22 protein-coding genes are annotated in these 22,570 nt (G+C 67.7%); 8 read left to right on the forward strand and 14 right to left on the reverse strand.

Annotated features, from left to right (window positions below):
- Positions 1-33 precede the first annotated feature (33 nt).
- Positions 34-888, reverse strand: coding sequence for an outer membrane protein assembly factor BamD (locus ACWPV3_RS13865; RefSeq protein WP_453978234.1), 855 nt, complete (start codon positions 886-888; stop codon positions 34-36).
- A 193-nt stretch (positions 889-1,081) separates the two neighbouring features.
- Between ACWPV3_RS13865 and ACWPV3_RS13870 the strand changes: the two genes are divergently transcribed.
- Positions 1,082-2,017 (forward strand): ribose-phosphate pyrophosphokinase, encoded by a 936-nt coding sequence (locus ACWPV3_RS13870; protein WP_292087516.1) that lies wholly within the window; start codon positions 1,082-1,084, stop codon positions 2,015-2,017.
- Positions 2,018-2,102: 85 nt separating this feature from the next.
- On the forward strand, positions 2,103-3,176 hold the full coding sequence (locus ACWPV3_RS13875; RefSeq protein WP_292087515.1) for a hypothetical protein: 1,074 nt from the start codon (positions 2,103-2,105) through the stop codon (positions 3,174-3,176).
- Positions 3,177-3,253: 77 nt separating this feature from the next.
- Here ACWPV3_RS13875 and ACWPV3_RS13880 read toward each other — a convergent pair whose 3' ends face one another.
- Together ACWPV3_RS13880 and aceA are read right to left on the reverse strand one after the other, a co-directional pair.
- Positions 3,254-3,463, reverse strand: a complete 210-nt coding sequence (locus tag ACWPV3_RS13880) for a hypothetical protein (protein WP_292087513.1) — start codon at positions 3,461-3,463, stop codon at positions 3,254-3,256.
- A 19-nt stretch (positions 3,464-3,482) separates the two neighbouring features.
- A complete protein-coding gene (gene aceA, locus ACWPV3_RS13885; protein ID WP_292087512.1) occupies positions 3,483-4,763 on the reverse strand; it encodes an isocitrate lyase in 1,281 nt (426 codons plus the stop codon).
- A gap of 154 nt (positions 4,764-4,917) precedes the next feature.
- Between aceA and ACWPV3_RS13890 the strand changes: the two genes are divergently transcribed.
- Entirely contained in the window at positions 4,918-6,348 is a 1,431-nt protein-coding gene (locus ACWPV3_RS13890; RefSeq protein WP_453978235.1) for a helix-turn-helix domain-containing protein, read from the forward strand.
- Here ACWPV3_RS13890 and ACWPV3_RS13895 read toward each other — a convergent pair.
- From ACWPV3_RS13895 to petA, 5 genes are all read right to left on the reverse strand, one after another.
- Positions 6,327-8,003: a M28 family peptidase gene (locus ACWPV3_RS13895; RefSeq protein WP_453978236.1), complete on the reverse strand. Its 1,677-nt coding sequence runs from the start codon at positions 8,001-8,003 to the stop codon at positions 6,327-6,329. The two genes, ACWPV3_RS13890 and ACWPV3_RS13895, sit on opposite strands and share 22 nt — an antisense overlap.
- A 77-nt stretch (positions 8,004-8,080) precedes the next feature.
- The gene (locus ACWPV3_RS13900) at positions 8,081-9,739 is read right to left on the reverse strand and encodes a M28 family metallopeptidase (RefSeq protein ID WP_453978237.1); all 1,659 of its coding nucleotides are present in this window, start codon (positions 9,737-9,739) and stop codon (positions 8,081-8,083) included.
- A 154-nt stretch (positions 9,740-9,893) separates the two neighbouring features.
- Entirely contained in the window at positions 9,894-10,766 is an 873-nt protein-coding gene (locus ACWPV3_RS13905; RefSeq protein WP_292087506.1) for a cytochrome c1, read from the reverse strand.
- Between the two features lie 5 nt (positions 10,767-10,771).
- Positions 10,772-12,076: a cytochrome b gene (locus ACWPV3_RS13910; RefSeq protein WP_292087504.1), complete on the reverse strand. Its 1,305-nt coding sequence runs from the start codon at positions 12,074-12,076 to the stop codon at positions 10,772-10,774.
- 15 nt (positions 12,077-12,091) lie between these two features.
- Positions 12,092-12,640 (reverse strand): ubiquinol-cytochrome c reductase iron-sulfur subunit, encoded by a 549-nt coding sequence (gene petA / locus ACWPV3_RS13915; protein WP_292087502.1) that lies wholly within the window; start codon positions 12,638-12,640, stop codon positions 12,092-12,094.
- Positions 12,641-12,834: 194 nt separating this feature from the next.
- On the opposite strand from petA, the gene ACWPV3_RS13920 reads away from it, so the two are divergent.
- A complete protein-coding gene (locus tag ACWPV3_RS13920) occupies positions 12,835-13,302 on the forward strand; it encodes a tRNA (cytidine(34)-2'-O)-methyltransferase (protein ID WP_453978238.1) in 468 nt (155 codons plus the stop codon).
- Positions 13,303-13,324: 22 nt separating this feature from the next.
- Positions 13,325-14,194: an oxygen-dependent coproporphyrinogen oxidase gene (gene hemF, locus ACWPV3_RS13925; protein WP_453978539.1), complete on the forward strand. Its 870-nt coding sequence runs from the start codon at positions 13,325-13,327 to the stop codon at positions 14,192-14,194.
- Between the two features lie 7 nt (positions 14,195-14,201).
- Here hemF and ACWPV3_RS13930 read toward each other — a convergent pair whose 3' ends face one another.
- A complete protein-coding gene (locus tag ACWPV3_RS13930; protein WP_453978239.1) occupies positions 14,202-15,077 on the reverse strand; it encodes a LysR family transcriptional regulator in 876 nt (291 codons plus the stop codon).
- 79 nt (positions 15,078-15,156) lie between these two features.
- On the opposite strand from ACWPV3_RS13930, the gene ACWPV3_RS13935 reads away from it, so the two are divergent.
- Complete coding sequence (locus ACWPV3_RS13935; RefSeq protein ID WP_453978240.1) at positions 15,157-16,236, forward strand: YeiH family protein; 1,080 nt, start codon at positions 15,157-15,159, stop codon at positions 16,234-16,236.
- On the opposite strand, the gene ACWPV3_RS13940 is transcribed toward ACWPV3_RS13935, so the two are convergent.
- Both ACWPV3_RS13940 and rlmJ read right to left on the reverse strand, forming a co-directional pair.
- A complete protein-coding gene (locus tag ACWPV3_RS13940; protein WP_292087495.1) occupies positions 16,233-16,964 on the reverse strand; it encodes a glutamine amidotransferase-related protein in 732 nt (243 codons plus the stop codon). The two genes, ACWPV3_RS13935 and ACWPV3_RS13940, sit on opposite strands and share 4 nt — an antisense overlap.
- A gap of 22 nt (positions 16,965-16,986) precedes the next feature.
- Complete coding sequence (gene rlmJ, locus ACWPV3_RS13945) at positions 16,987-17,802, reverse strand: 23S rRNA (adenine(2030)-N(6))-methyltransferase RlmJ (protein WP_453978241.1); 816 nt, start codon at positions 17,800-17,802, stop codon at positions 16,987-16,989.
- Here rlmJ and ACWPV3_RS13950 point away from each other — a divergent pair.
- A complete protein-coding gene (locus ACWPV3_RS13950) occupies positions 17,749-18,216 on the forward strand; it encodes a hypothetical protein (RefSeq protein WP_453978242.1) in 468 nt (155 codons plus the stop codon). The genes rlmJ and ACWPV3_RS13950 overlap by 54 nt on opposite strands.
- Positions 18,216-19,217: a DNA topoisomerase IB gene (locus tag ACWPV3_RS13955; protein ID WP_312736492.1), complete on the forward strand. Its 1,002-nt coding sequence runs from the start codon at positions 18,216-18,218 to the stop codon at positions 19,215-19,217. The genes ACWPV3_RS13950 and ACWPV3_RS13955 overlap by 1 nt, the downstream gene beginning before the upstream one ends.
- A gap of 13 nt (positions 19,218-19,230) precedes the next feature.
- Here ACWPV3_RS13955 and tdh read toward each other — a convergent pair whose 3' ends face one another.
- The 3 genes from tdh to ACWPV3_RS13970 form a co-directional block, all read right to left on the reverse strand.
- The gene (gene tdh / locus ACWPV3_RS13960; protein WP_292087487.1) at positions 19,231-20,283 is read right to left on the reverse strand and encodes an L-threonine 3-dehydrogenase; all 1,053 of its coding nucleotides are present in this window, start codon (positions 20,281-20,283) and stop codon (positions 19,231-19,233) included.
- A gap of 142 nt (positions 20,284-20,425) precedes the next feature.
- Entirely contained in the window at positions 20,426-21,616 is a 1,191-nt protein-coding gene (locus tag ACWPV3_RS13965; RefSeq protein ID WP_453978243.1) for a glycine C-acetyltransferase, read from the reverse strand.
- Positions 21,617-21,658: 42 nt separating this feature from the next.
- On the reverse strand, positions 21,659-22,558 hold the full coding sequence (locus ACWPV3_RS13970; RefSeq protein ID WP_453978244.1) for a DUF4232 domain-containing protein: 900 nt from the start codon (positions 22,556-22,558) through the stop codon (positions 21,659-21,661).
- Positions 22,559-22,570: the final 12 nt, after the last annotated feature.

Genomic DNA, 22,570 nt, shown 5'->3' on the forward strand with positions numbered 1-22,570 from the left:
AACGCGCATCCATAAGGCGGCTGGATCTGGCGATCAGCCCGGGATCAGCCGGTGCAGCCAGCCCTCGCGCTTGCCCTCCGGCGCCTTGTCCGGCGTGTGACCGTTCTCGGTCAGCAGGGCGTAGGCCTCAGCGTACCACGGGCTGCCCGGATAGTTGTAGCCCAGGACCGCGCCGTTGCGGGTCGCCTCTTCCTTCAGGCCCAGCTGCAGATTGACCTCGACCAGACGATACAGGGCCTCGGGCGTGTGCGAGGTGCGCTGGAAGTCCGGGTTGGCGATGACGGCCTTGTAGCGGTTCAGCGCCGCCAGCGGCTGGTTGGCGCGCTGATAGTAGCGGCCGACGTTCATCTCCTTGCCCGCCAGCTGGTCGTTGACCATGTCGATCTTGACCGCCGCGTCCTGGGCGTAGGGCGTGCCGGGATAGCGGCGGGCCACGTCGCGCAGGCCCGACAGGGCGGCGTTGGCGTAGCCCTGGTCGCGGCCCACGTCGGTGATCTGCTCGAAGTTGCAGACCGCCTTCATGTAGAAGGCGTAGGCCGCCGACGGATTGCCGGGGAACAGCTGGATGAACCGATCCGCCGCCGCGATGGCCTCGGCGTAGTTGTTGTTCTGATAGTAGGCGTAGATCTGCATCAGGATCGAACGGCGCGCCCAGTCGGAATAGGGGTGCTGGCGTTCCACCTCCTGGAAGTAGTCGACCGCGTCGGTCCAGCGGCGCTGCTGCAGCCGCTCGTAGCCGGTGTTGTACAGCGCCTCGACCGGGCGTTCCTCATAGGCCAGCTTGGGGCGGGTCTTGCCGGCGCAGGCCGACATCGTCATGGCGACACAGGCCACGGCCAACAGCACCAGGCCGGAACGGAACTTGGAAACGAGCAAGGACGACCCCATGACGAGCGGAGGCCGACCCTGCGGCCAAGCCTCCTGAAACGAACGTGGCGATCTCTAGCACCCGCGACCGAGCCGCGCCATGCCGACGAAATCTCTCGCCGCACGACTTGCCCTGCCCGGCTCCGCTGGTAAAGAGCGCGCCAACCGACTGTCGTTCATGAGGGTCGGATGACGGCGAAAGGATGACCGGCCGATGAAGCTGCTCTCTGGCAACTCCAACCGTGCGCTTTCCCAAGCCATCGCCGACCACTTGGACGCCCCGCTGACCAAGGCGCAGGTCAAGCGGTTCGCCGACAACGAGGTGTTCGCCGTCATCGAGGAGAATGTGCGCGGCGAGGATGTCTTCATCCTTCAGTCCACCTCCTACCCCGCCAACGACAATCTGATGGAGCTGCTGATCATGACGGACGCGCTGGTGCGCGCCTCGGCCCGTCGGATCACCGCCGTCATGCCCTATTTCGGCTATGCCCGTCAGGACCGGAAGACCGGCGGCCGCACGCCGATCTCGGCCAAGCTCGTCGCCAATCTGATCACCCGCGCCGGCGCCGACCGGGTCCTGACCATGGATCTGCACGCGGGCCAGATCCAAGGCTTCTTCGATATCCCGACCGACAATCTGGTCGCCACGCCGGTCCTCGCCCAGGATATCAAGGAAAACTATCCGCGCGGCGACGACCTGATGATCGTCTCGCCCGACGTCGGCGGCGTGGTGCGCGCCCGCTCGTTGGCCAAGCGGCTGGACGCCGATCTGGCCATCGTCGACAAGCGCCGCCCCAAGGCCGGCGAGAGCGAGGTCATGAACATCATCGGCGACGTGGAAGGCCGCCGCTGCATTCTGTTCGACGACATCGTCGATTCGGGCGGCACCCTGGTCAATGCGGCCAAGGCCCTGATCGACCAGGGCGCGACCGAGGTTTCGGCCTACATCAGTCACGGCGTCCTGTCCGGCCCCGCCGTTCAGCGCATCACCGACGGCCCGTTGAAGGAGCTGGTGATCACCGATTCCATCGAGCAACCCCACGAAGTTTTGAACTGCTCGAAAATCCGAACGGTTTCCGTGGCTCCGCTTATCGGTGAAGCTATCCGTCGGATCGCCAACGAGGAATCGGTTTCCAAACTGTTCGATTAACCATCGGATAACCACTTTCCCCGCGTTATAAGCGGCTTCAGTTACACGCGCTTCCCCCGGCGCCAGAGTTCTGTGGACGCTCCCTATGCCCAAGGCCTTCATGACCCGCGGCCTGTCGATCGCCGCCCTCGCTGCGGCCGTCGTGCTCGCCAGTTGTTCGACGAAGACGGAGACGGCCAGCGTCGCGCCGCCGGCTCCGCCGCCCCCGCCGCCCGTCACCCTGAACCAGAGCGTGGCCGAGGCCGCCGCCGTCTATGTCGCCTTCCTTCGCCAGGCCCAGACCATTCAGCCCGGCGGCTTCCCCGACGCCGAATCGATCCAGGCCGAAATCCGCAAGGGCGCGTCCTATGAACCGCTGGAGCTGTCGCGCGGCCTGATCGCCTATGGGTCGGTCATCGCGCTGCAATCGCCCGAATTCGTCGCCGGCGTGCGCCAGTTCGCCGTCGATCCGACCCAGCGCCAGCAGATGGTCGCCCGCATCGTGGCCGACCCCGCCTACGCGGCCACCCTGCCCGGCGCCGACGCCGCCGCCGGCCTGATCGCCTCGACCATCAACAAGGACGCGGTCGCCATGCGCGCCATCGCCGACGCGGTGGAGCAGGACGCCTACACCGTCCAGGGCCGCACCGACCCGCGCCGCCGCTGGGCGATCACGCCCATCCCCCACCGCGAGGTCCGGCTGGAAAGCGCCAAGACCCTGTCGGCGGTCGACATGCTGCCGTCGCCCGAGGAATCGGCCCGCCTGTTCGCCGCCGCCAATACGGGCACGGGCCTTCAGGTCGAGCCGTCGCGCAAGGCCCCGCCCTATACCCCCGCCATGGTCCGCTCCCTGGCGATCGCCGCGCTGGCCGCCCTGGGCGCGGCCGGCGACGAGGCCAAGGCCAACACCGACGCCCTGGTGTCCGAGCCGAACAGCGAATTCTGCCTGAACATGTCCAAGCTGATGCTGTTCCAATGCCTGGCCGCTTCGCGCCCCAGCTACGAGGACATGTTCTGCCTGGGTCGCCATGTCGCGCGCGACCTGTCCAGCTGCGCCACCCAGGCCGTCTTCGCCCCCATCATCACTGTGGGCGATCCGACCGAGACCGGCACGCCCGTCGCCACTCCAGTCGCCGCCTCCGCGGCCGCCGTGCGGACGCCGGCTCCTGCGGGCGGCTGAGCCCAGGCGAAAACCGGACGATCAAAGGCCCGCCCCGAGCGATCGGGGCGGGCCTTTTTCATACGGTGCGCTGCAACCTATTCGTAGCCGTGCGCAGCCTCGTTGATGACCTGCGACGGCATGGACGAGAAGTCGACCGCCACGGGATTGGCCACCTTGGCCTGATAGGTGCGAAGGACGTGCGTCAGGCGACGCCGCACCTCGCGCTCGGCCTCCGTGCCTGCATCCAGCGCCAGAGGCGCCAGGCAGAAGTCGATGATGGCTTCGGTTCGGGTCAGCGGTTCCATAGGGGCTTTCCTTTTCTGATCAGGCCGCGTGGGTGAACTGGGCGGTTTCGGTCGAGTCCTTCAGGGCGGTCGTCGAGGACTGACCCGAAGAGATGACCGTGGCCACGTCGTCGAAATAGCCTGTGCCGACCTCGCGCTGGTGACGCGTGGCGGTGTAGCCGATCGCCTCGTTGGCGAACTCGCGTTGCTGAAGCTCGGAATAGGCCGCCATGCCGCGATCGCGATAGCCGCTGGCCAGCTCGAACATGCCGTTGTTCAGGCTGTGGAAGCCCGCCAGGGTCACGAACTGGAACTTGTAGCCCATGGCCCCCAGCTCGCGCTGGAACTTGGCGATGGTGTCCTTGTCCAGCTTGGCTTCCCAGTTGAACGACGGCGAGCAGTTGTAGGCCATCAGCTTGCCGGGATGCGCCTTCTGGATCGCCTCGGCGAACTTGCGCGCGTCATCCAGATCCGGGTGCGACGTCTCCCACCACAACAGGTCGGCGTATTTGGCATAAGACAGGCCGCGCGCGATGCAGTGGTCCAGCCCCGTGCCCGGCTTCAAGCGGAAGAAGCCTTCCGGCGTGCGGTTCTCGCGATCGATGAAGGGGTGGTCCCGCTCATCGACGTCCGAGGTGATCAGCTGGGCCGATTCCGCATCCGTGCGCGCCACCGTCAGGGTCGCCACACCGCAGACGTCGGCTGCCAGACGCGCAGCGATGAGGTTGCGCTCGTGCGCCTGGGTCGGGATCAGAACCTTGCCGCCCAGGTGGCCGCACTTCTTCTCGGACGCCAACTGGTCCTCGAAATGGACGCCCGCCGCCCCGGCCTCGATAAAGGCCTTCATGATCTCGAAGCTGTTCAGCGGGCCGCCGAATCCGGCCTCCGCATCGGCGACGATGGGGGCGAACCAATCCCGCTTGGCGCCGCCCTCGGCGTGCTCGATCTGGTCGGCGCGTTGCAGGGTGCGGTTGATGCGGCGGCACAGCTCCGGCGCGGCGTTGGCCGGATACAGCGACTGGTCCGGATACATGGCCGAAGCGGTGTTGGCGTCGGCCGCGACCTGCCAGCCCGACAGATAGATGGCCTTCAGCCCCGCCCGGACCATCTGCATGGCCTGGTTGCCGGTCACGGCGCCCAGGGCGTTGATGTACGGCTCGGTGTGCAACAGGTCCCACAAGCGATTGGCGCCGCGTTCGGCCAGAGTGTGGGTGATCGGCACCGAGCCGCGCAGACGCAGCACGTCTTCGGGCGAATAGGGGCGTTCGATTCCGTCGAAACGGCCGGTGGGCGAAGGAACCAGATCGGCGAAGGTGGTCATGGTCGAACTCGTCTGTCGAAAGCGCGGCCGCAGCCGCCGTCTCCAGACAGAAACACGCTGATGTCACGAATGACACCGCCACGGCCGCAATGTCGAAGTCATTATGTCATATTATGACTTTGCTTATTTAGTCTTGTTGTGACAACTTTCGACTATGGATACCGCCGCCGACCGCAAGCTGTTCCTGGGCGCCCGCCTCAAGCGGCTGAGGCGGGACCTGGGTCTCACCCAGACGGCCATGGCCGCCGATCTGGCGGTTTCGCCCAGCTATCTCAATCACATCGAACGCAACCAGCGCCCCGTCTCGGCCCAGTTGCTGCTGCGTCTGGCCGAGACCTACGACGTCGATCTGCGCCATCTGAATCAGGGTGGAGAGGCCGACGCCGCCAAGCTGAGCGAGGTGTTCAGCGACCCGGTCTTCAAGGGCCTGACGGCGCCGCGTCACGAACTGCTGCATCTGTTGGACGAGGCGCCGGGCGTCGCCGACGCCCTGCTGCGGCTGTATCGCGCCTTCGACGACCAGCGCACGCGCGCACGGGCGGCTGTCGGCGCCGGCGAGGCCCTGAACGACGACAGCCCGGCCGAATGGGTGCGCGAATACGTCCAATCGCGCGGCAATCACTTCCCCGAGTTGGACACGATGGGAGAAGCTCTGGCCGACGCCCTGGCGGCCGACGCCCCCGCCCACGGAGACGGCTTCGAGCCCGCCGCGCGACGACGGCTGGCGGCCAAGCACGACTTGGCGGTCCGCACCCTGCCGGCCGAAGTGATGGTGGAATGGACGCGGCGTTTCGACCCGCACCGCCGTCGCCTGTTGCTGTCAGAGACCTTGACGCCGCCGTCGCGCGCCTTCGCCCTGGCCTATCAACTGGCCCTGGTCGAGCACGGCGTCGACCTGAACGGCCTGGTCGAGACGGCGGGCGCGCCGGACGGGCCGACGCGGTCCCTGTTGAAGGTGGCCCTGACCAACACCCTGGCCGGGGCGATCCTGATGCCCTACGGCGCCTTTCAGCAGGCGGCTGAGGCTTCGGCCTATGATCTGGCGCGGCTGCAGGCGCGGTTCGGCGTCAGCTACGAACAGGCGGCGCACCGGCTGACCACCCTGTCGCGGCCCAGCGCGCGCGGCGTGCCCTTCTTCCTGATGCGGGTGGACCAGGCGGGCAATATCTCCAAACGCTACGCCTCGGGCGCCTTCCCCTTCTCGCGCTTCGGCGGGGCCTGTCCGCGCTGGCGGCTGCATTCGGCCTTCCGCACGCCCGGCCGGATCGTGACCCAGATCATCGAGACGCCCGACGGTTCGCGCTGGTTCACCTTCGCCCGCACGGTCGAGCGCCAGGGACAGGACGGTTTCAGCGAAGGCCACGACCTGGCCATCGGCCTGGGGTGCGAACTGCGTCACGCCCACCGCCTTGCCTATGCGCGCGGGCTTGACCTGGACCGGCCCGAAGCGACGCCCATCGGTCCCGCCTGCCGCCTGTGCCACCGTCACCCCTGCGCCGAGCGTGCGGCGGCGCCCATCGACCGGCCGCTGGCCGTCGACGACTGGGCCAAGTCGGTCAGCCCCTATCCGTTCGTCGACGCATAACGGCGCTGATCGGCGGACCGGTCGCGGATGGTGTTGAACTCGGCCGTCGGCTTCCAGGCGGGCCAGGTCGTGCTGTCGGCCACCGTCAGACCCAGCCGGTACAGCAGGTCCAGATTCTGAAGCGCGGCGGTGAAGTCGTAGTCGGGCCGCCACTCGTCCTTCAGCTGGTGGTAGTATTTGGCCATATCGCCCTCATAGTAGGGCTTGCCCGCCGCAATCCCGCCCTCGACGAAGTCCCGGCCGGTCCACGGCATCAGGGCCGGCACACCGCCGGCGGCGAAGTTGAAGTGGTCGGAACGGTAGTAGAAGCCTTCCTCGGGATAGCCGTCGCCGGTCACGACGCGGCCCTGAACGGCGGCGAACCGGCCCAGGATGTCCTCCAGCTCCGACTTGCCGACGCCGAAGATCGCCACGTCCCGCGTGGCGGGCGTGAACGGCAGCATGTCGATATTGATGTCCGCCGCCGTCCTTTCCAGCGGATAGACCGGGTCGGCGGCATAGGCTTCCGAGCCCAGCAGCCCCTGCTCCTCGGCCGTGACATGCAGGAAGACGACCGTGCGTTCCGGCGCCGGGCCCGCCTTGAAGGCGCGGGCCATCTCGATCAGGCCGGCGGTGCCCGAGGCGTTGTCCCAGGCGCCGTTATAAATGTCGTCCCCCGTGGCGTCGGGCTGGCGCGCCTTGCCCACATGGTCCCAGTGGGCGGAGTAGATCACATACTCGTCCGGCCGCTTCGCGCCGGGAATCCGGGCCAGCAGGTTGTTGGAGTGGATGACCTCGGTCGTTTCGTCGATGTCGACCGAAAGCGTCCCATCCAGAGACACCGGGCCGCCCAGGCCGCCGGCCTTGGCGCGGGTCAGGATGGAAGCGAAGGCGGACCCGCCCAGCCGTTCGGCCGTGGCGGCGTCGATCGCGCCGGTGAAGCGCGTCTCCCTTGAGCCCTTGACGGTCATCTGGGGTCGCGTCGCCCCACCGACCGCGCGACGCCAACGTCCGGGCTCCTCCTGCAGGGTGATGACGCCGACCGCCCCGCGCTTCAGCGCCTCCTGCATCTTGTGGGTGGTCGAGCCGTAGAAGTTCGGATCGGCGCCCATGGAGGCCGGCTGGCCCCGCAGCACCACGACCACCTTGCCCGTCAGGTCGGCCGAACCATAGTCGTCCCAGCCCCGTTCGGGCGCCACGACGCCATAGCCGGCGAAGACGACCGGCAGACCGTCCAGCTTCACCTGCGGATCGGCCGGCCCCGCGCGCAGGGTGATGTCCGTCCCGCTGGTCAAGGCCAGGGCGACGCCGTCGGAACCCTTCCAGGTCGCCATGGGCGCCCGCGCGGGCGTGAAGCGGACCAGATCGACCGGCTGGAGCCACGATCCGTCGCGCCCGCCGGGTTCAAGCCCCATCGCCTCGTACTGAGCCTGCAGATAGGCCAGGGTCAGCCGTTCGCCGATCTGGCCGGGAAAGCGGCCCTCCAGTTCGTCGGAGGCCAGATATTTGATGTGGTCGGACAGGCGCTGGGCGCTGAACTGCGGATGGGCGGCCGAGGCGACGGCGAAGGCGTCGATGAGCGCGGCCGCCGGCCGTGGGACGCTGGCGCAAGCCGACAGGGTCAGGGCCGCAAGGATCGGCAGAGCCGAGGCGGCGAGGAAGGAACGGCGGATCATGCGCAGGCTCTAGTAAAGGCGGAAACGATGACGGGACGGACCGTCGCCCACCCCGTCTGGCGATTGGATCGGAAAGGTCAGCGCCGTTCGGCGGCCGTGGTTTCGCGCACGGGCCCGAACTCGGACCCCGGCTTCCATCGAGGCCAGTCGCGGCCATTCGCCAGGTCGCGGCCGACGTCGTAGAAGACCGTCAAATCCTCGATCATGCCGCGATAGTCCCAATCCGGCGACCATTCGTCCGCCGCCTGGTGATAGCGGTTGGCCCCGTATTCGCTGCGGGCCGCCTCACGCGCCGCGACCGGCGCATCCCGGAAATCGCCGCGGCTGCCGGCATAGGCCATCGGCACGCCGCGCTTGGCCAGGGGGAAGTGATCCGAACGATAGTAGGTGCCGGCCGCATTCTCGTGGTCGGGAACCAGGGTCCGTCCCTGCGGCTGGACGGCGGCGGCCAGGCGTTCGTCGAAGTCCGACTGGCCGTAGCCGGTGACGCCCAGGCCCGTGACCCGGCCATAAACGTTCATCGAATCCATGTTGAAGCCGCCGACCGTCCTGGCCAGCGGGTAGACCGGGTTGACGGCGTAGTATTCCGAGCCCAGCAGGCCGCTTTCCTCGCCGGTGAAGCTGATCATGACGATGGAACGTTCGGTGCGCGGCGCGCGGCCGAACATCCGCGCCAGTTCCAGCAATCCCGCCGTGCCCGAGGCGTTGTCCACCGCGCCGTTGAAGATGCGGTCGCCGGTCGCGTCTGGCTCGCCCATGCCGATGTGATCCCAGTGGGCGGTATAGAGGACGGTCTCGTCCGGATGGGTCGTGCCCGGCAGGCGGGCGATGACGTTGTGGGTCGTGACCTGGTTGGTCGCCACGTCGAACTCGGTGGAGAAGGACGCGCCCGGCAGGGCCACGGGCCGGAAGTCACGGCTGCGCGCCTGGACCTTCAGGGCGTCGAAATCCAGGCCCGCGCGGCGGAACAGGTCCACAGCCACATCGCGCTGAATCCAGCCCTCCATCGGCACGCGCTCGGCCGCCGCGTTCTGGCGCAGAATATCGAACTGGGGCACGCCCCAGGAGTTGGCCACCGTCTGCCAGCCATACGACGCCGGCGCCGTCTCATGGACGATCAGCACGCCCGCCGCCCCCTGACGCGCCGCCTCCTCGTATTTGTAGGTCCAGCGACCGTAATAGGTCATGGCCTTGCCGCCGAAGGTGTTCAGCGCCGGCTCCTCGAAGTCGGCGTCGTTGACCAGCACGACCAGCACCTTGCCGCGCAGGTCCTGGCCCTTGAAGTCGTTCCACTGACGCTCGGGCGCATTGATGCCATAGCCGACGAAGACCAGGGGCGCGTCCTTCAGGCTGACGTGTTCGGCCGGCCGACGGGTGGAGATTGCGACCTCCCGCCCCTGCGTCAGAGGCAGGCTCCAGTCGCCCAGTTTCAGCGCCGCGTGAACATTCGACTGGGTGAAGCGGTTCAGGATCACGTCCTGGGTCCACTGGCCGTTCGGTCCGCCAGGCTCGAAGCCGGCGGCGGCGTATTGGCGGCTGAGATAGTCGATCACCTTGGCCTCGGCCGGGGTGGCGATGCCGCGACCTTCGAAACTGTCGTCGGACAGGACGCGGATGTCCTCTGATATCCGGGCCGCGTCGAAGGCGGGCGCGGCGTTCTGCGCGGCGGTCGTGGCGCAGGCGGACAAGGCGACGCCGGCCAGCAGAACGGCGGCGAAGGAAGAGACAAGACGCATGAACTTAAGGCCCCACAGCCAAGAAGAAGACCGACGAACCCTAGGGGCCGATCCCGCCCATGTCGATTCCGTGACGGAGACGATTGGTCGCAAGCAAAAGGCCCGTCGGCGCGGACGCCGACGGGCCTGAAGGTCTCCGATCGGGAGGAGCGGCTTAGTGGGCCACGCCCTTCCAGATGCGGCGGTAGCTGGCGTAGGTGATCCCCGCGAAGATCAGCAGATAGATCAGAACGCCGAAGCCGGCCTGTTTGCGTTCCACCATCTTGGGCTCGGAGGTCCAGGCGATGAAGGCGGCCACGTCCTTGGCGTACTGGTCCACCGTCTGGGGCGAGCCATCGTCATAGGTGACGAGGCCGTCCTTCAGCGGCGGCGGCATGGCGATGAAACCGCCGGGCGGGACGTGCTTGTGATCGCCGTTCCAGAACGGCGTCAGGTCGCCGGCCATATAGGGGTTGTAGTGCTGACCGTCGCGGATGGTCAGGCCCGCCGGCGCGGCCTTATAGCCCGACAGCAGCGAATAGATGTAGTTGGCGCCGTCGTGACGGGCCTTGGCCATCACCGACAGGTCGGGCGGGGCCGCCCCGCCGTTGCCCGCCGCCGCCGCCGTGGCGTTCGGATAGGGGCTGCGGAACTTGTCGGCCGGGGTGGCGTCGCGCTGGATCGGCTCGCCCGTCTCGCTGTCGATGTCGGGAACCTGAACCTCCTTGGCCAGAGCCTTCACGACCGGGTTGTCGTTCGGGTTCGGGTATTTCGGATTCCAGAACGGGCCATGAGCGTCGCCCAGGTTCCGATAGTGCATGAGGTTCATGCTGTGACAGGCCGAGCAGACCTCGTGATAGACCTTGTAGCCACGCTGAAGCTGGCCCTGGTCATAGGTTCCGAACGGTCCGTCGAAGCTGAACCCGCCCGAGCGCGGATGGGACGCGCCGCCCGACGCCAGGGCCGGCGCCGCAGCGGCCAGCCCCAGGATGACGGCGGCCGAGGCCAGGATGGTCTTGATCGACACGGTCTTCATTCCAATCGTCATGACGCTCAGCCCTTCTGCTCGACGGCGTCCGCGCCGGTCAGCACCGGCTCGGAGATCGTCGCCGGGATCGGCAGCGGCGTTTCCTTCAGCCCCACCAGCGGCATGATCACGAAAAAGAACAGGAAGTAGTAGGCCGTGAACAGACGCGTGAGCCACAGGTAGGAGTTCAGCGCACCGTCGAAGAGGACAGGGCTGGGCATGCCCGGAATGACCGGCGCGTCCGGCAACTGCCCGCCGCACCAGCCCAGACCCACGCCCACCACCAGGAAGATGATGAAGAAGGTCCGCATGGTCGGGCGATAACGCATGGAGCGCACCTTGGACGTATCCAGCCAGGGCAGGACGAACAGCACGCCGATGGCGCTGAACATCGCCACCACACCGCCGAACTTGTCCGGGATGGCGCGCAGAATGGCGTAGAAGGGCAACATGTACCACTCAGGCACGATGTGCGCCGGCGTCTGCAGCGGGTTCGCGGGGATATAGTTGTCCGCGTGGCCCAGGGCGTTCGGCTGATAGAAGACGAAGATCGCGAACAGGATCAGGAACAGGATGATCGCGAACCCGTCCTTGACCGTGAAATACGGGTGGAAGGGCAGCGTGTCCTTGGCCTGACGATCCTTGGGGATCAGGATGCCGACGGGGTTGTTCTGACCCGCCGCGTGCAACGCCCACAGGTGCAGCACCACGCAGCCCAGAATGGCGAACGGCAGCAGATAGTGCAGCGAGAAGAAGCGGTTCAGCGTCGCATTGTCGATCGCCGGACCGCCGCGCAGCCAGATCAGGATCGGCTCGCCCACGCCGGGAATGGCCCCGATCAGGTTGGTGATGACCTCGGCGCCCCAGAACGACATCTGGCCCCAAGGCAGGACATAGCCCAGGAAGGCAGTGGCGATCATCAGGAAGAAGATCACGCAGCCGATGATCCAGATCATCTCGCGCGGCGCCTTATAGGAGCCGTAGTAGAGCCCCCGCAGCATATGCAGATAGACGGCGATGAAGAACATCGACGCGCCGTTGGCGTGGACGTAACGGATCAGCCAGCCGCCGTTCACGTCGCGCATGATGCGCTCGACCGAGGCGAAGGCCAGGTCGACGTTGGGCGTATAGTGCATGGCCAGGACGATGCCGGTGACGATCTGCGTCACCAGGCACAGGGCCAGGATGCCGCCGAAGGTCCACCAGTAGTTCAGGTTCCTGGGCGTCGGCAGGGACATATAGTCCGCGCCGAAGCGAATGATGGGCAGACGGCTGTCCAGCCATTTCTCGACGCCCGTCTTCGGGACGTAGGTGCTCTCGTGGTCGCTCATGATCCCCCCTTGTCCTCAGCCGATCTTGACGCGGGTGTCGGACAGATAGTCGTAGTCCGGCACCACCAGGTTCAGGGGCGCGGGCCCCTTACGGATGCGGCCGGAGGCGTCGTAGTGCGAGCCGTGGCAGGGGCAGAACCAGCCGCCGTAATCGCCCGCGCCGAAGGTCGGCACGCAGCCCAGGTGGGTGCACGACCCGATAACGACCAGATATTTCTCATGCCCCGGCTTGGTGCGCTCGGCGTCCGTCTGGGGCTGTTTCAGGTCGGGCGCATGGTCGTCGGCGATGACCCGCTGCAGCTCGGCCGGGGTGCGATAGCGCACGAACACCGGCTTGCCCTGCCATTTGATGACGACCTGCTGGCCTTCCTGAACCTTGGTCAGGTCGAACTCGATCGACGCCAGGGCCAGGGTGTCCGCCGCCGGATTCATCTGGTTGATCAGCGGCCAGGCGACCATGACCCCCGCGCCGACGGCCGCGGCGCCGGCCGCGATATGGATGAAGTCACGGCGATTGGGATCGCCGCCCTCGGGGCTTTCAGCATGCACGACCGATTCGGCCACGTTTCACCTCCCGCACGCCGTCGAATGGACCCGAAAGCCTCTTGTTCGTGACGGCTAAACCAAAGAACGAGGCCGGAGATCTCCAGCGGCCCGACGCCGACGCCCCCTCGGCGCAAGCTGCTGACGTTTCTTGCGAAACGATCGCAAAACAGGCCGCGACAAACCCCCTGGCCGCGCGTATGTCAGGGCTTAGAATGCGTCTCGCCCTTTTTCAACCGGACATTCCTCAGAACGTCGGAGCCTGCATCAGATTGTCGGCCTGTTTCGGCGTCGATCTGCATGTGATCGAGCCGACGGGCTTTCGATTCGACGACCGCGCCATGAAGCGGGCGGCGCTGGACTACGGCCCCTTGTCGCACATGACGCGGCACGCCGACTGGGACGCCTTTCTGCGGGACCGACCGGCCGGAAGACTGGTCCTGTTCACCACCAAGGGCGCCACGCCCTTGACCGACTTCGCCTTCCGGCCCGACGATGTGCTGTTGTTCGGCAAGGAGAGCGCGGGCGCGCCCGACTACGTCCACGCCGCCGCCGACGCCCGCGTCGTCGTGCCGCTGAGACCCCAGGCGCGCTCGCTCAACCTGTCCGTCACGGCTGGCGTCGCCCTGTGGGAGGGATTGCGCCAGACGGGTCAGGTTGGCGTGACGCCCCGACCCGGCTAGGACCATGGCGATGAGCGACGCCATGCCCCCCAACTCCCTGGACCTGAAGAAGGTCGAGACCCGCGCCTGGTTCGAGGCGTTGCGCGACCGTATCCATGCGGCGTTCGAGGCGCTGGAGGAGGCCGCCCCCGCAGATCTGTTTCCGGGCGAACCGGGGCGGTTCGTGCGGACGCCGTGGGAGCGGCCAGAGGGCGGCGGCGGCGTCATGGGGATGATGCACGGGCGGCTGTTCGAGAAGGTCGGCGTCCACGTCTCGACCGTGCACGGCGCCTTTCCCGCCGACTATGCCAAGTCGGTGCCGGGCGCGCAGGACGATCCGCGCTTCTTCGCCACCGGGATCAGCCTGATCTGCCATCCCGTCAGCCCGCGCGTGCCGGCGGTGCACATGAACACCCGCTTCATCGCCACGACCAAGAGCTGGTTCGGCGGCGGCGGCGACCTGACGCCGGTGCTGATGGCGGATCGTCGTCAGGATCACCCCGACACCCTGGCCTTCCACGCCGCGATGAAGGCGGCCTGCGACGCGCACGATCCGGACTGGCACACCCGCTACAAGGCGTGGTGCGACGACTATTTCTACCTGCCCCACCGACAGGAGCCGCGCGGCACCGGCGGCATATTCTACGACCACCACGACAGCGGCGACTATGACCGGGACTTCGCCTTCACCCGCGATGTCGGTCTGGCCTTCCTGGACGTCTATCCGCGCATCGTCGCCGGACGGATGACCGAGGCCTGGACGCCGCAGGATCGCGAGGAGCAGTTGATCCGGCGCGGACGCTATGTGGAGTTCAACCTGCTGTACGACCGCGGCACGATGTTCGGCCTGAAGACCGGCGGGAACGTCGAATCGATCCTCAGCTCCATGCCCCCGGCTGTGAAATGGCCGTGATCGGCGGTCAGGCCAGCGCCTGAACGAAGGCGTCGCCGGCCCGGCTACGATAGCGGTCCGAATGGCGCAGCAGACGGAAGGGGCGTTCCGGCAGGGAAAACGGCGCACGGACCAGGCGTCCGGCTGCGACCGATGCCTGGGCCACGCTTTCGGACAGGGCTGTGGCGCCCGCGCCCGCCTCTGCGGCGGCCAAGACCGCCTCATTGGCCGGCAGGGTCATGGCGACCGGCAGATCGGCCGGATTCACGCCCGCCTCGCGCAGCGCCGCCTCCAGACTGGACCGGGTGCCCGAGCCCGGTTCGCGCAGCACCCAGGATGATTCGATCAGGTCTCCCGCCGACAGTCGCTTCGCAAAGGCCCAGGGATGGTCGGGCGTCACCACCACCGCCAGCCGGTCCGAGCCGACCTGAACCTGCGTCAGGGCCGACGCGTCAACGACGCCCTCGACCAGGCCGATTTCGGCGTCGCCGTTCAGCACCGCCTGGGCGACTTCGCGCGTGTTGCCGATCTGGACGTCCAATTCGATGCCGGGATGGGCGACGTGGAAGGCCACGAGCCGGCGCGGCAGCCAATAGCTGGCGATGGTCTGGCTGGCGAAGACGGCCAGACGTCCGCGCCGCAGGGCGCTCATGTCCGCAAGCGCCGCCTCGGCCGCCGCCGCGCGGGCCAGAACGGCCTTGGCCTCAGGCAGGAAGGCGCGGCCGGTGGCGTTCAGGGCCACGCCCCGCCCGACCCGGTCGAACAGACGCACCTGATGCTCGGCCTCCAGCGCCGCCAGGGCGTTGGAGACGGCCGACTGGGTCAGGTTCAACGCCCGCGCCGCCGCCGTCACATGGTCGCGCTCGGCCACGGCGACGAAGATGCGCAGACGTTCTAAGGTCACAACCAATCTCCAAATCGGATTGAAACGACCATAACTATCCGTTGGACCGCTGTCGATGCGCGGCGCATCAGGCTGAGCGATGAAGCCCGCCGCCCTGCCCTCGCCCGTTCCCGCGTTTCATCCGACGGCGCCGATGGCGTTTCTGCGCCGTATCGCCCCCGGCGTCGGCCTGTCCATCGTGGTCATGGGAGCGGCCATCGGCCTGGCGCGGGTGGAGCATGGCCTGGTCGGCCACGGCTGGCTGGAGCCCTTGGTCCTGGCCATTCTGCTGGGGGCGGCGGTACGGACCGTCTGGACGCCGGGTGCGCGCTTCAAGCCCGGCGTCGACTTCAGCGCCAAGATTCTGCTGGAGGTGGCGGTGGTGCTGCTGGGCGCATCGGTCAGCGCGGCGACTCTGGCCGCGCTGGGCGTCTCCTTCGTCTTCGCCATCCTGGTTCTGGTCGTCGTCGGGATCGCCGTCGGTTTCGGCGTGGGACGAATGCTGGGCCTGAACCCGCGCATGGCGCTGCTGGTCGCCTGCGGCAACGCCATATGCGGCAACTCGGCCATCGCCGCCGTGGCTCCGGTGATCGAGGCGGACGGCGAAGAAGTGGCGGCCTCCATCGCCTTCACCGCCGTTCTGGGGGTGATCGTGGTTCTGGCCCTGCCGCTGCTGGGGGGCCTGCTGCACATGAGCGCGCCGCAATACGGCGCCCTGGCGGGTCTCGGCGTCTATGCGGTGCCGCAGGTGCTGGCCGCCGCCGCCCCCTTCGGCCCCGTCGCCGTCCAGACGGGCACGGTGGTCAAGCTGGTGCGGGTGCTGATGCTGGGGCCAGTGATCCTGGTCCTGTCGCTGCTCGCGGTGCTCAAGACGGACCCGGCGGCGCAGGACGGCGCCCGCGCCAAGGGGCCGGGCCTGCATCGGCTGCTGCCCTGGTTCATCGTCGGCTTTCTGCTGATGATCGGCCTGCGGTCCCTGGGCGTCATCCCCGAGACGTGGCTGGCGCCGACGGCGGCGGCTTCCGGCCTTCTGACCGTGCTCGCCATGGCGGGCCTGGGATTGCAGACCGACATCCGGGCCGTCGCGCGGGCGGGCGGGCGCGTCGTGGTGGCGGCGGTCCTGTCGCTGGGCGCCCTGCTGGCGCTGGCGGTGCTGCTGATCCGGATGCTTGGGCTCTAGATGCCGCTGCCCTGCTGCTCGACCGGGGGCGGGGTCAGGAGCAGGAAGGCCCTGATCCAGGCGGTCAGCACGGCCCGGTCGTTGGGACGTTTCAGACTGGCGACCGCCTCATCGGCCAGGGCTTCGGGGATGCGATGGCCGCGCCGACCCTCGATCAGGGCGGCGGCGTAGTCGGGCTGAAACTCCGGATGGCACTGGAAGGAGATGGCGTCCTGCCCCCAGGCCAGGCCGGCGTATGGGGTAAAGCCGCTGGAGGCGATGACCCGCGCGTCGGCGGACACGGCGACCACCTGATCCTGGTGCGACACGGGTATGGCGATTGTGCGCGCGCGCGGATGCATCCACGGCTCTTCCGTACGCACGTCGTAGCGGTGCAGGCCCACGCCCCAGCCCTTGTTCGATTTTTCGACCATGCCGCCGAAGGCGTGGGCCAGGACCTGATGGCCAAAGCAGATGCCGACCAGCCGGGTCCGGCCTCGCGCCGCCCTCAGCCAGTCGATCAGCGGCGGAATCCAGGGCAGGTCGTCATACACTCCCGCCGCCGAGCCGGTGACGATGGCCCCCTGGAAAGCCGCCGGGTCCTCCGGCAGATGGCCCGATTGCACGTCGAACCGCGTCGTCGGCACGCCTTCGCCCAGCAGCGCCCGAAAGCGCGCGGGATAATCATCGAAGTCATCCTTCAGATGCTCGGGCGGATGGCCGGTTTCCAGAATGGCGATGCGGGTCATGGGGTCAGCCTAGAGCACGCCGTCAGAAGGTCCAGACCTCGGCGCGGGCGCCGGGATCGCCCAGGGCGTCCGCGACCCAGCCGCAGATTTCGCGCGCGGCGGCTTCGGCTCCTGGTGGCGGGTTGACCACCACCAGGGCGCAACCGTTCATCTTCATCGGATTGGTGAGGGGACGCAGACGCGCCTCGGCCACCAGGGTCGGGCCGACCTTGCCCTGGAGCCGGCGAATGAAGGCGTCGAAGGTCTCCAGGTCCTTCAGCGGCGTCCAGATCGCCACGGTCGCGGACGGATCGCGGCGCACGACGGCGGCGGCGGTCTCGGCCGCGCGGGCATAGTCGTCCGGCCGTTCGAACGGCGGGTCGATCAGGATCAGGGGCGCACGGCTTCGGGCCGCCTCCGTGACCGCGCCGTCATAGCCGTCCCCCTCGCGCGCCTCGGCGTTCGCACGGCCGGCCAAAGCCTCGGCCAACAGGGCGCGGACGGGCGGGTTCAGTTCGAACCCGACATAGCGGCCACCGGTCGCCAGGGCGTCGACGATCAAGCGCGGCGAGCCGGGATAGAAGCGCGTCGCGCCATCGGGATTGAGCGCCCGAACCTCGTTCGCCAGGGCGTCCATCAGGGGCGGGCGACCCTGGGCCGTCATCAGACGCGCCACCCCGGCCTCGGCCTCCTTCGACCGGACCGCGTCGCCGGACAGGTCGTACAGGCCTGCGCCCGCATGGGTGTCCAGCACCGCGACCGGCCCCATCGCCTGGCGCGCCTGGACCAGCCACAGGAACAGGGCGTGCTTGACCAGATCGGCGAAATTCCCAGCATGAAAGCTGTGGCGGTAGTTCATCCGCCCTCGTCCCCCGCGTCGTCGTCCGGGTCAAGCGGAACCGGTGGTGACGATGCGACGTTGCCGCCACGCATGAACGCCCGCTCTCCCCTATCCGACAAGCAGCGCATCCCGCCCAAGGCCGTCGCGGACTGCGCCGCACTAGGCCTGATGCTGCGCGAAAAACATCGCCGCGGCGGCACGGAGGTCGGCCATGCGCGCGGTCTGCAGTTGAAAAACCGCGAGCCCGTCAGCGACCGGGACATCAAGTCGATGTACAGCTATTTCGCCCGGCACGAAGTCGACAAGCGCAGCCTTTACTGGGGCATGAAGGACAAGCCATCGGCCGGTTATATCGCCTGGCTGCTGTGGGGCGGCGATCCGGGGCGCGACTGGATCGAAGGGCTGCGCGACGCCCTCAGGGACGCCGAGTGATGGCGACCGACGTCGCCACGGTTCCGCAAGGGCTGAGCTATTGCAGCGACGAACATCCTGGCCTGACGCGACGGCGCGTGGGGACGGGCTGGTCCTATCGCGACGCGCAGGGACGGACGATCAAGGATGCCAGGGTCGTGGCCCGCATTCGCGCCCTGGCCATTCCGCCCGCCTGGACCGAGGTGTGGATCTGCCCGAAGGCGAACGGTCATATCCAGGCGACCGGCCGCGACGCCAAGGGGCGCAAACAATACCGCTATCACGCCGACTGGAGCGCCGCGCGGTCCGAAAACAAGTTCGAGCGCCTGCCGGCCTTCTCTCGCGCCCTTCCCCGGTTGAGAGAGAAGGTGGAGCATGACCTGGGCCTGCGCGGCGTGTGCCGCGACAAGGTTCTGGCTACCGCCGTGCGCCTGCTGGAGATCACCCTGATCCGGGTCGGCAATGCGGTCTACGCCAAACAGAACCGCAGCTATGGCCTGACCACCCTGCACAAGCGGCACCTGGACGTCGACGGCGCGGCCCTGACGTTCGAGTTTCGGGGCAAGAGCGGCAAGGACCATGTGGTCAGCGTCAAGGACCGGCGGCTGGCGGCGGTGGTGCGCGCGCTGGAGGGCCTGCCGGGCCAGCAACTGTTCAAATACCGCGCGACCGACGGCACACTGTGCCCCGTCGATTCCGACGATGTGAACGCCTACATCCGCGAAGCGATGGGCGAGCAGTTCTCGGCCAAGGATTTTCGCACCTGGGCGGGCACGGTCTCGGCGGCGCGGGCGCTGCGCGACATGGAGCCGCCGACCTCGCCCACCGACGCCAGGCGCAAGATCACCGTCTGCGTCAAGGCGGTGTCGGGGCTGCTGGGCAACACCCCGACCGTCTGCCGGGCGTCCTACGTCCACCCCAAGGTGTTCACCCTGTTCGAGGCCGGTCAGATCGGCGACGTCCTGCCGGGATCGGACACCAAGGGGTTCGAAAAGGCGCTGATCCGGCAGTTGCGCGCCTGAACGGTTCTTCCGATCAGGCCGCCTGATCCCAGTCCAGCACCACCTTGCCCGACTGGCCCGACTTCATCGCCTCGAAACCCTGGCGGTAATCGGTATAGGCCAGCCGGTGGGTGATCAGAGGGCTGAGGTCCAGACCGGCCTTCAAGAGGCCCAACATCTTGCGCCAGGTCGTGAACATCTCGCGGCCATAGACGCCCTTGATGGTCAGCGCCTTCAGGATGATGGCGCCCCAGTCGGTCTCCATCGGCTTGGCCGGAATGCCCAACATGGCCATGCCGCCGCCCATGATCAGGGTGTCGACGCACTGTTTGAAGGCGACGGGCGAGCCTGACATCTCCAGCGCCACGTCGAAGCCGACCTTCAGGCCAAGCTCCTTCATCACGTCCTGGATGTCTTCCTTGGTGGTGTTCACCGTTCGGACGCCCGGCGCGACCTTCTGCGCCAAATCCAGCCGGAAGTCGTTGATGTCGGTCAGGACCACGGTGCGGGCGCCGGCGTGGCGCGCGACGGCGGCGGCCATCATGCCGATGGGCCCCGCGCCCGTGACCAGCACGTCCTCGCCCAGGAGGTCGAACTGCTGGGCGGTGTGGACCGCATTGCCGAACGGGTCCAGGATCGCGCCGATCTCATAGGGCACGTCATCGGGCAGTTCGATGACGTTGAAGGCCGGGGCCACGACATATTCGGCGAAGGCGCCCTGGCGGTTCACGCCGATGCCCATGGTCGCCGGGTCCAGGTGGAAGTGACCGGCGCGGGCGGCTTCGGAGTTCAGGTCGATGACGTGACCCTCGGCCGAGACCCGCTGACCGACCTTCAGGCGACGGTCCACATCCTTGCCTATGGCGACGATCTCGCCGGCGAATTCGTGGCCGGTGATCATGGGCGTCGGGACGTTCTTCCGGGACCATTCGTCCCAGTTCCAGATGTGGATGTCGGTGCCGCAGACGGCGGTGCGGTGCACCTTGATCAGCACGTCCTCCGGTCCTGGCTGCGGGATCGGCGCGTCGATCAGCTCAAGACCTTCGACGGGGCCGGTCTTGGCCAGGGCTTTCATCATGTCGGTCATACTCTCAACTCCCTAACAGAAGCCCGTCGCCCCAGGCCTTGCACCTGGGATCCGGACTTCCGGCGCCCGTCGCGACCCCACGTCCACGACGGAGTTTATGGATCCTCGCCACAAGGGCGAGGATGACGACGTTTCGAGGGCGTCAGATGACGCCCAGTTCGCGGCCCGCCTGTTTGAACGCCTCGACCGTCCGGTCGATCTGATCGAAGGTATGGGCCGCCGACATCTGGGTGCGGATGCGGGCCTGGCCGCGCGGCACCACGGGAAAGGAGAAGCCGATCACATAGACGCCCAACTCCAGCGCACGGGCGGCGAAGTCCTGGGCCAGTTTGGCGTCGCCCAGCATGACCGGAATGATCGGGTGTTCGCCGTCCAGCAGGGTGAAGCCCGCGTCCGTCATGGCGCCGCGATAGCGATGGGCGTTGGCGGACAGGCGCGTGCGCAAAGCGTCGCCCTCCTCGCCCTGAGCGATGCGAATCGCCTCCAGGCTGGAGCCGCAGACGGCGGGCGCCAGGGCGTTGGAGAACAGATAGGGCCGCGCCCGCTGTTTCAGCAGTTCGACCACCGGCTTACGGGCGCAGATGAAGCCGCCCATGGCGCCGCCCAGGGCCTTGCCGAAGGTGCCGGTGACGAAGTCCACCTTAACGTCGTGATAGGCGAAAGAGCCCCGCCCCTTGGGCCCCAGGAAGCCAGTGGCGTGGCAGTCGTCGACCATGATCAGGGCGTCGTACTTGTCCGCCAGGGCGCGGATGTCCTTCAGCCGGGCGATATAGCCGTCCATCGAGAAGGCGCCGTCGGTGGCGATGATGATGTCGCGCGCGCCGGCCGCGCGGGCTTCCTTCAGCCGGCTCTCCAACTCGTCCATGTCGGAGTTGGCGAACCGATAGCGCTTGGCCTTGCACAGGCGCACGCCGTCGATGATCGAGGCGTGGTTCAGGCTGTCCGACACGATGGCGTCGTTTTCGCCGAACAGAGGCTCGAAAATCCCGCCGTTGGCGTCGAAGGCGGCGGCGAACAGAATGGCGTCCTCGAAACCCAGATAGCCGGCGATGGCGGCTTCCAGTTCCTTGTGGATTTCCAAAGTGCCGCAGATGAAACGGACCGAGGCGGTGCCCGCGCCCCATTTCTCCTGCGCCGCCATCCCGGCCTGCGCGACGCGTTCATCGCCCGCCAGGCCCAGATAGTTGTTGGCGCAGAAGTTCAGCACTTCGCGGCCGCCGACCCGGATCACCGGCCCCTGGCGCGAAGCGATGACGCGTTCGGGCTTGGTCAACCCTTGCGCGTCGATATCGGACAGTTCGCCGGAAACGCGGTCGTAGAAGGACTGGGTCATGATGGCCGACTTAGACCATTTCCCGCACGATTCCATCCGAAATCAGGAGGTCGGCGGCACGGCTGACGCGGTGCGGATCGGACTGACGCGAATCTTGCCGCCGCAGGGCTGAGCGTCGAACGGGGTGCTAAGGGCCGCCGTATCGCCGGGAACCGTGGCCTTCAGCGTCGCGGCCTGCGGACAGGTCGTCTGGCCCATGGCCTCGTTGGGGATGACGTTCCAGGCGACCTCGAAATAGGCCTTGGCCTGGGACGGCAGGGTGACGGGACGCGGCGCCTCGCCCTGACGGAAATAGCTGCCGGGGCTCTGGTCGGCGCGGATCGAGCCGATCGTGCGGCCGCGAGCATCGGCCAAGGCGACCATCGGATAGCCATCCAGGCGACAGGTCTCGCGGCCCAGGTTCTGAAGGCTGAAGTTCAGGACGCGGTTGCCGGCGCCGGCGTCGCCCTCGCCCGAGGCCAGTTTCAACTGCGGGGCCAGGCAGGCCGGGATCTTGTCGGCGACCGGGGCAGGCGTCGGGGCGCCGCCGGCCAGGACCGGGGCCGTGCCGACCGAGGCCAGGGGACGGACACATTGCTCCACCACCGACAGGGCCGTCGATTGATCGGGCGACAGCAGGCTGAGCGTGCCGGTCTCCTCAGTCTCGGCGGCGCTGGTGGCCCATTCGACGCCCTGGCCGATATAGCGCGCGCCCGTGGCGGCCGGCGCGCTGCGCAGCACGAAGTCCTGGCCCTTGTAGGTCAGACGGGCGGTGGTCTTGTCCGGATAGCGGGCCTGGATCAGTTGGCCGCTCTGACAGGCGTAGGCGACGGCGGCCACATCGGCGCCGGTCGCCGACGCAGGCTCGGCCGGCGCCGCGGGCTGTTCGGGTGCGTTCTGCTGGCAGGCAGCCGTCGCGCTCAGGGCGGCGATGGCGACGAAGGCGGTCAGACGGCGCGGCATGGTGAAAATCTC

The organism is Brevundimonas sp. Marseille-Q4549 (assembly GCF_976940555.1).